Source organism: Actinophytocola sp. (assembly GCF_035712165.1).
GTDB lineage: Bacteria > Actinomycetota > Actinomycetes > Mycobacteriales > Pseudonocardiaceae > DASYTH01.
The window spans coordinates 1-8244 of the sequence record NZ_DASTBH010000387.1 but is presented as its reverse complement, the minus strand read 5'-3'; the positions used below and the strand labels follow the sequence as shown (position 1 = coordinate 8244).

Here is an 8244-nt window from a genome sequence, read left to right as displayed (position 1 = left end):
CGGCACCAGCAACCCGCCAACCGCCAGCGCACAGCCGCCGGCCACCGCGTACAGGCCGAACACGGTGCGCAGCGTGCGGTCCGACCAGGCGGTGCGCAGGCCGGCCCCGATCGCGCGCACCAGCGGCTCGCGCTCGGCGCGGGCGGCCGGGCCCGGCCGCAACAGCAACACGGCGCCGAGGACCAGCAGGTAGGTCACCGCGTTGACGCCGAGCACCAGCAGCAGGCCACCGAGTGCGATCAGCAGGCCGCCGACCGGGCCGCCGGCCAGGCCGGCCACGTGGTAGGCGAGTTGCCGCAGGCCCAGCGCCCGGGGCAGGTCGTCGGCCGGGATCAGGGTCGCGGTCAGTGCCGCGTTCGCCGGGAACAGGAACGCCGTCGCGCCGCCGAGCAGCACGGCGAACGCGACGAGCAGCCACACCGACGGCCCGGCGAGGACCAGCCCGGCCGCCGCACCGGCGCAACCCAGCGCGAGCGTGGCCTGCGCGCCGAGGACCACGGGCCGCGCGCCCAGCCGGTCGGTGACGGCGCCGCCGACCAGGGTCAGCAACACCCGAGGGCCGACGGTCGCGGCGAGCACCCACCCGGCCGCCGTGCCGCCGTAGGCGCTGGCCGTCCAGCCCAGCGCGAAGTACAGCGCGTCGTCACCGATCTCCGAGACAGTGGTGCCGGCGGTCCACAGCTGATACCGCCCGGGCAGCCCGCGGCGCACTTGAGTCCCCATGACTCAAGTTTCCAGCAGGCGTTGCGCTGAAGTCCAGCCTCAGACCAGCAGCGGCAGCAGCGCGTGCCGGCGGCGGACGACGGCTCCGAACCGGGCGTCGATGCGCAGCCAGGCGTCGGTCGCGGTGACGCGGACCTGTTCGCCGGCGTCGTTGGTGCCCAGGAAGCCCATGCCGGACATGGCGAACAGGCAGCGCAGCGGAACCTTGATCTCCATCCCGTCGCCGGACACCGTGAGCACGGTCTGGTCCAGCAGGGCGGCCGGCGGGGTGCCGTGCGGGCCGGCGCTCTCCCGGGCCAGCGCCAGGCCGCGGTCGGCCAGGTCCGAGACCACCCGGGCGGGCAGGTCGTCCACCATGTGCCAGTGCGCCACCGGCGGCAGCGCCGAGCGCCACTGCAGATCGCGGGCGGCGCCCGGGTCTACCCGGTCCCCGCGCACCACGGCCAGCGCCGCCAGCAGTTCGTTGCCGGACACCGTGACGTCGGCCGGCTGCACCTGCCCGCGCACGGTCCGGGTGGCCAGCACATCGAACGGCGTGGCCACCCAGGAGTCGATCAGCCCACCGTCCCGGCCGCGCAGCCGGACGACGGTCTGCCCGTCCAGCCGAACCGCGCGGGCCACGAACGCGCCAAGATCGTCCCGCTCGGCGGGATCGGCGAACACCAGCTCAGGCACCGTTGCTCCCGCTCCGCCAGGCCGCCAGAAAGTCCCGCTCCGCCTCGGAAAGCCGGCGCGGCCGGCCCGTCTTCAGGTCGTAGGGCACCAGCATGGTCTCCGCCGTCGCCACCACCGGATCCGACTCGGACAGTCCACTGTGGACGACGTAGTCCAGGGTGAAGGCTGCGTTGCGCATCTCCCGGACCGACATCTCCACCCGGACCGTCGCGCCGGTGGCCAGCAGCGGCGCGTGGTAGTCCACCACCAGCCTCGCCACGACCACGCCACCCGCCATCCCGGCCGCGCCGTGCCGGGTGGCCTCGACGAACAACAGATCGATCCGGGCCTCCTCGAGCAGGGTCACCGTGTTGGCGTGGTTGACATGCCCGAACGCGTCCATGTCCGACCAGCGCGGCCGAACCTCGGCAACGAATACACCCACTAACGGACCATACTGCGGATCTGCCGGGCGGCGACGGACAGCGTCGCCAGATCCAGCGGACCCGCCTCGCTGATCTCCTCCAGCGACATCCGGGCCCGGTTCAGCCGCGAGGAGTTGGCCCGCTCCCAGGACGCGATCTTCTCGTCGGCCGGCGTGCCGGGATCGTTCTGCCGCAACACATCCAGCGCGATCAGCCGCAGCGAGCCGTACAGGTCGTCGCGCACCGCGAGCCGGGCCAGGGCATGCCAGCGGTTGCCGCGCTCCAGTTGGTTGACCGACGACTGCATCTCCTCCAGGTTCAGGTGATCCGAGAGCGTGTAGTACAGCTCGGCGGTCTCCTCCGGGCTGCGCTCCACGTCCAGCGCCGCGTCCTGCTCGGCCAACTCGGCCACCTCGGTCACGTCCAGCAGTCCGTAGGCGTCCAGCAGGGTCGCCACCCGCATCGCCAACTCCGCCGGCACGCCGTCGCCGATCAGCTTCTCGGCGTCGGCGATCGCCGCCGCCCGCTGCCGCCCGCGCAGCAGCGTCGTCATCCGCGGGATCAGGTCCTGGACCACCGTCTGGAACCGGCTGATCTCCGCCCCGACCGCCAGCGGCTGGGGCCGGTTGGACAGCAGCCAGCGGGCCGCGCGGTCCAGCAGCCGCCGGATCTCCAGCACCATCGCGTCCTGGGTGGTGGTCGGCACCAGGTTGTCCAGCGCCTCGATCTCCCGCCACACCGCCGGCAGCCCGAACACGCTGGTGACCACGGCGAACGCGCGCACCGCGTCGGTGGCCGTCGCGTTCATCTCCTCGGCCAGCCGGAACGCGTAGGACACCCCGGCCCCGTCCACCACCTCGTTGACCAGCAGCGTCGTGGTGATCTGCCGGCTCAGCGGGTGCGCCTGGATCGCGTCGGCGAACCGCTCGCGCAGCTGCGACGGGAAGTACTCCGGCAGCCGCCGGGCGAACGCGTCCGCCTCGGGCAGCTTGCTCGCCAGCACCTCCTCCTTGAGCGCGAGCTTGACGTGCGCGAGCAGCGTCGCCAGCTCCGGCGAGGTCAGACCACGCCCGGCCTTCTCCATCTCCTGGAACTCCGGTTCGGACGGCAGCGCCTCCAGCGCGCGGTCCAGCCCGGTGGTCTGCTCCAGGCTGTGCACCAGCCGGGCGTGCACGGACAGCATGGGTGCCGCGTGCGCCCGGCTCACGCCGAGCACGGCGTTCTGCCGGTAGTTGTCGGTCAGCACCAGCTGGGCGACCTCGTCGGTCATCTCCGCGAGCAGCTCGGTGCGCTGCTCGGGCAGCAGCCGGCCCTCGGCGACCAGCTGGTCCAGCAGGATCTTGATGTTCACCTCGTGGTCGGAGCAGTCCACCCCGGCCGAGTTGTCCAGCGCGTCGGTGTTGAGCTTGCCGCCCACCTGGGCGAACTCGATCCGGCCGAGCTGGGTCATGCCGAGATTGCCGCCCTCGCCGACCACCTTCACCCGCAGATCCCGGCCGTCCACCCGGAGCACGTCGTTGGCCTTGTCCCCGACCGCCGCGTTGGTCTCGGTGGAGGACTTGACGTAGGTGCCGATCCCGCCGTTCCACAGCAGGTCCACCGGCGCCAGCAGGATCGCCCGCATCAGCTCCGGCGGCGAGAGTTTCTCGGTCCCGGCCGGCAGCCCCAGCGCCGCGGCGACCTCCGCGCTGATCGGGATCGACTTCACCGAACGCGGCCAGACCCCGCCGCCCGCGCTGATCAGACCGCGGTCGTAGTCCTCCCACGAGGACCGGGGCAGCTCGAACAGCCGGCGCCGCTCGGCGAAACCGGCCGCCGCGCTCGGGTTCGGGTCGAGGAAGATGTGCCGGTGGTCGAACGCGGCCACCAGCCGGATGTGCTCGGAGAGCAGCATGCCGTTGCCGAACACGTCGCCGGACATGTCCCCGATGCCGACCACCGTGAACTCCTCGGCCTGGGTGTCCACCCCCAGCTCACGGAAGTGCCGCTTGACGCTCTCCCAGGCCCCGCGCGCGGTGATGCCCATCGCCTTGTGGTCGTAGCCCACCGACCCGCCGCTGGCGAACGCGTCACCCAGCCAGAACCCGTAGCCGCGGGCCACCTCGTTGGCGATGTCGGAGAACGTCGCCGTGCCCTTGTCCGCGGCGACCACCAGGTAGGTGTCGTCGCCGTCGTAGCGGACCACCTCCTGGGCCGGCACCACGCTCCCGGACCGCAGGTTGTCGGTCAGGTCGAGCAGGCCGGAGATGAACATCCGGTAGCAGGCCACGCCCTCGGCGAGCCACGCCTCCCGGTCGATGCCGGCGTCCCCGGTCGGCGCGGGCGGGCGCTTGACCACGAACCCGCCCTTCGCGCCCACCGGCACGATCACCGCGTTCTTCACCGCCTGGGCCTTGACCAGACCAAGGATCTCGGTGCGGAAGTCCTCGCGCCGGTCCGACCAGCGCAACCCGCCCCGGGCCACCGGCCCGAACCGCAGGTGCACGCCCTCCACCCGGGGCGAGCACACGAAGATCTCGAACCGCGGCCGCGGCTCGGGCAGGTCCGGAACCGCGCGCGGCTCCAGCTTGATCGCCAGGTAGGGGCGCGGCTGGCCGTGCTCGTCGCGGACGAAGTAGTTGGTCCGCAGCGAGGCCCGGATCAGCGTCAGCAGGCTGCGCAGAATCCGGTCCGCGTCCAGGCTGGTGACCTCGTCGATCCGCTGCGTGATGTCGGCGATCTGGGCCGCGACCTGCTCCCGCCGGCCGCCCGCCGGCACCTCGGGGTCGAACCCCGCCTCGAACAGCCGCACCAGCGCGGTCGCCACCGCGGAGTGCGCGAGCACGGTGTCCTCGATGTACTCCTGGCTGTAGGTCGTCCCGGCCTGGCGCAGGTAGCGGGAGTAGGCCCGCAGCACCGACGCCTGGCGCCAGGTCAGGCCGGCGCGCAGCACCAGGGCGTTGAACCGGTCGGAGTCGGCGTCACCGTGCCAGGCGGCCGCGAACGCGTCCTGGAACCGGATCCGCAGCGAGGCCAGGTCCTCGGCCGAGAGGTGCTCCAGCACCGCCGGTTCCATCCGCAGCCCGAAGTCGTAGATCCACCACTTCTGCCCGTCCTGCGGCCGCAACTCGTAGGGCCGCTCGTCGAGCACCTCCACACCCATCTGCTGCAACACCGGCAGCACGTGCGACAGGCTCACGCCCGGCCCGGCGAGGTAGAGCTTGAACCGGCGCACCCCCGGTTCGGCGTCCCGCGGCTCGTAGAACGAGGTCGACATGGCGCCCTCGTGCGCCAGCGCCTGCATCCGGCGCAGGTCGATCAGCGCCGTGCCGGCGTCGAAGTCCTCCTTGTAGGCCTCCGGGAACACCCCGGCGAACCGGTGGCCCTGCTCGGTCGCCGACTCCGCCCCGACCGTCACGGCGCCGCTCGCCGGCCGGCCGCCGGACAGCTTCTCGTGCTGCTCCCCCAGCACCGCGTCCACCATGTGGTCGTCCCAGGTACGCACCGCCTCGGCGAGCCGCTCCTGGATGTGCGTCACGTCCGGCTCGAACTGCCGGTCCGGCTCGGTGTGCACGGTGAAGAACACCTGGGCCAGCGGGGTCTCGCCGATCCGCGCGCTGTACTCGAGGTGGTTGCCGGACAGCTCCTCCAGCAGCACCTGCTGCATGGCCAGCCGGGAGGTGGTGGTGTAGCGGTCCCGGGGCAGGAACACCAGGCACGAGTAGAACCGGCCGAACAGGTCGCGGCGCAGGAACAGCCGCAACCGGCGGCGGTCGGCCAGCGCGATCACCCCGGTCGCGGTCTGCAGCAGGGCGTCGGTGCCGGTGGAGAACAGCTCGGTGCGCGGCCAGTTCTGGATCACCTCGAGCATCTTCTGGCCGGTGTAGGACTCCATCGGGAAGCCGGCCTTGTGGATCACCTCGCGCACCCGGCGCGCCACCACGGGGATGTCCAGCACGTCCTCGTGCAGCGCGTTGGTGTTGAACACGCCGAGGAACCGGTGCTCGCCGGTGACGGTTCCCTCGTCGTCGAACGTCTTCACCCCGACGTAGTACGGGTAGACCGACTGGTGCACCGCCGACGGGGCGCTGGCCTCGGTGAGGATCAGCAGGTTGGGCGACAGCGCGTTGGCCGTGACGTCGGGCCCGGCGGTCAGCTTGCGGGCCTCCAGGCTGTCCTGGCGCAGCACGCCGAGGCCGCTGGCCAGCACGGCCCGCAGCGCCGGGCGGCCGGCCTCGTCGCCGGGCACCAGCTCGTAGTTGCGGTAGCCGAGGAAGGTGAAGTGCCCGTCCGCCAGCCAGCGCAGCAGCGCCGCCCCGTCGGTGACCTGGTCGGTGTGCAGCGGCGGCGGATCGGCCTCCAACTGGTCGGCCAGCGCCCGGGCGGTGCCGGCCATCCGGTCGGTGTCCTCGACCACCTCCCGCACGGCGTGCAGCGCCGAGTACAGGCTGTTGACCGTCTCCCGGCTGCGGTCGGCGTCGCTGATCAGGTCGATCTCGATCGACATCCAGGACTCGGCCAGCGCGTCGCTCGGCGGGTCGTCGGGATCGGCGGTGGGCAGCAGGTCGACCAGCCAGCCGGCGACGGTGCGCCGCACCACGACGATCGGGTGGACCACCCGGTGCACCTGCAGCCCGGACCGGCTCAGCTCGGCGGTCACCGACTCGACCAGGTAGGGCATGTCGTCGGTGACGATCTGCACCACGGTGCCCGGCATGCTCCAGCCGTCCGTTGCCCGGTCCGGGTTGAAGATCCGCACCGCGGGCCGGCCGGGCGCCCGGTCCATGGCCAGCTGGTGGTGTGAGCGCACCGCGCCGACCAGGTCGACCGGGTTGTCCTCGATGATCTCCTCAGGCGGCAGGTACCGGTAGTACAACCGGATCAGCTCGGCCAGCTCCGGAGAGAACTGGGCCGCCTGTTCGATGCGTTCGTCGCGGATCTGCTCGGGGCTCCGCTGGTCGGTCGACCCGGATCCGCCGGTCCTGGCGGCGGTGGCGGAATGGGACCGGGTACCGGTTGAAGCCATGTTCACGGGACTCCACGCCTCGGTGGCACCCCTGCGTGCCACATGCAGCTACACCCTAATGCGGCCTTCCCGCGCGCTCAGCACGACGGACAACCCTTGATCGAACACTGAATCGAAGTATCCGCCCCGGTCCCCACCCGCACGCCACCGGTCGCCCAGCGTGTTGCGCGGATCCCAGGTCGTCAGACGTTGCCCCAGTCGGGCATGCGGTGCCGGCCGCTGCCCGAGGGGAAACGAGGCACCGGGGCGGTGTTGTCGGGCGTCGGCTCGGCGGGCTGGGCCTGGGCCTCGTCGTCCGGGCCGGTTGCCTGGTAGGCGACCAGGGCCTCGGTCAGCAGGTCGGCGATGCTGATCGCGTCGGTCCGCTCCCGGCGCCGGGGCGGCCGCTGGCCCGGCGAGGCACCGTCGTCCGGAGGTGGCACCGGGGTCAGCCGCACGGTGTCCGGCTCGGTTTTCGGCGCGGCCGGGGGCGGCGCGCCCGGCTCGTCGCCGGGTGCGCGCTGCGCGGGCGGCGGCACGTCCGGGGGTGGCTCGGGGATCGGCGGGATCGGGGTGATCTGGTCGGGCTCGGGGGGCAGGATGACGTCCGGCCGGGGCGGCGGCTGGTCCTCCTCGCCCGGCCGGCGCGACGGGACCGGCTTCGGCCCCTCACCGGGCACCCTCGGCCCGAACTCCGGTTGCTTGGGACGCAGGTCCGGCCGGTGCGACGGCTGGTCCTGCTGGGGCGACGGGACCGGCTTCGGCCCCTCACCGGGCACCCTCGGGCCGAACTCCGGTTCCTTGGGAGTCAGGTCCGGCCGGTGCGGCGTCGGTGGCCCGCCCGGATCGCCCGGCGGGGTCGGCTCGTCCGGCCGGCGGGGCGTGACGTCGGGCTGGCCGGGCGGCTCGGGCACGTCGTCCGGTGGCGGCTCCGGCGGCACCGTGTCGCGCAGGCCCTTGCTGGCCAGCGTCGGATGGTGCAGCAGCGGCGCGAGCAGATCCCGGATCAGCCAGTTCGTGGTGCCCGGCTCCTTGTACCCGCCCTCGGGAGGGTTCGAACCGGGCGGCGGGACAGTCCCGACAGCCTGCACACCGTCCACGCTACCCGCGTCCGGCACCGGCTCCGGCACATCGACCGGCCGATCCGCCGCCCCGGGCAGGTCGACCTCGTCCCCACCGGACCCGACGACGAACGGCAGGTCCGCGCCGCCGGCATCGGGCCGGTCGGACAAGGCCGCCTCGGGTCGCGCTTCGTCGGACGGGTCAGCGACATCCCGGCCGGGTCCGTCCACCAGGTCCCCGCCGGGTGCCACCTCGGCACCGAGCGGGGCGGGCTCGGCCGGGGCGTCCTCGGCGACGACCGGGTCGGCGGGCTCGGGTTCGCCGGCGGGCTGTTCCTCGACGGTGTGTTCCTCGACGGTGTGTTCCTCGACGGTGTGTTCCTCGACGGTGTGTTCC

The 8244-nt window shown here is 72.9% G+C and carries 4 protein-coding genes and 1 pseudogene; all 5 read right to left on the bottom strand.

The genetic code is table 11. The annotated features are described in order from the left end of the window. Window positions 1-723 (bottom strand): MFS transporter (locus tag VFO68_RS21460; RefSeq protein ID WP_325160139.1); only part of this gene is annotated, 723 nt, incomplete at its 3' end. A gap of 39 nt (window positions 724-762) precedes the next feature. Next, a complete protein-coding gene (locus VFO68_RS21455) occupies window positions 763-1398 on the bottom strand; it encodes a hypothetical protein (RefSeq protein ID WP_325160138.1) in 636 nt (211 codons plus the stop codon). Beyond that, window positions 1391-1822 carry a thioesterase family protein gene (locus tag VFO68_RS21450; RefSeq protein WP_325160137.1) on the bottom strand — a complete coding sequence of 144 codons (432 nt, stop codon included), beginning with the start codon at window positions 1820-1822 and terminating at the stop codon, window positions 1391-1393. Before VFO68_RS21450 ends, VFO68_RS21455 begins: the two co-directional genes overlap by 8 nt. After that, window positions 1822-6807, bottom strand: coding sequence for an NAD-glutamate dehydrogenase (locus VFO68_RS21445; protein ID WP_325160136.1), 4986 nt, complete (start codon window positions 6805-6807; stop codon window positions 1822-1824). The genes VFO68_RS21450 and VFO68_RS21445 overlap by 1 nt, the downstream gene beginning before the upstream one ends. Before the next feature lie 182 nt (window positions 6808-6989). Next, window positions 6990-8244: pseudogene (locus VFO68_RS21440) on the bottom strand (hypothetical protein); the annotation flags it as partial.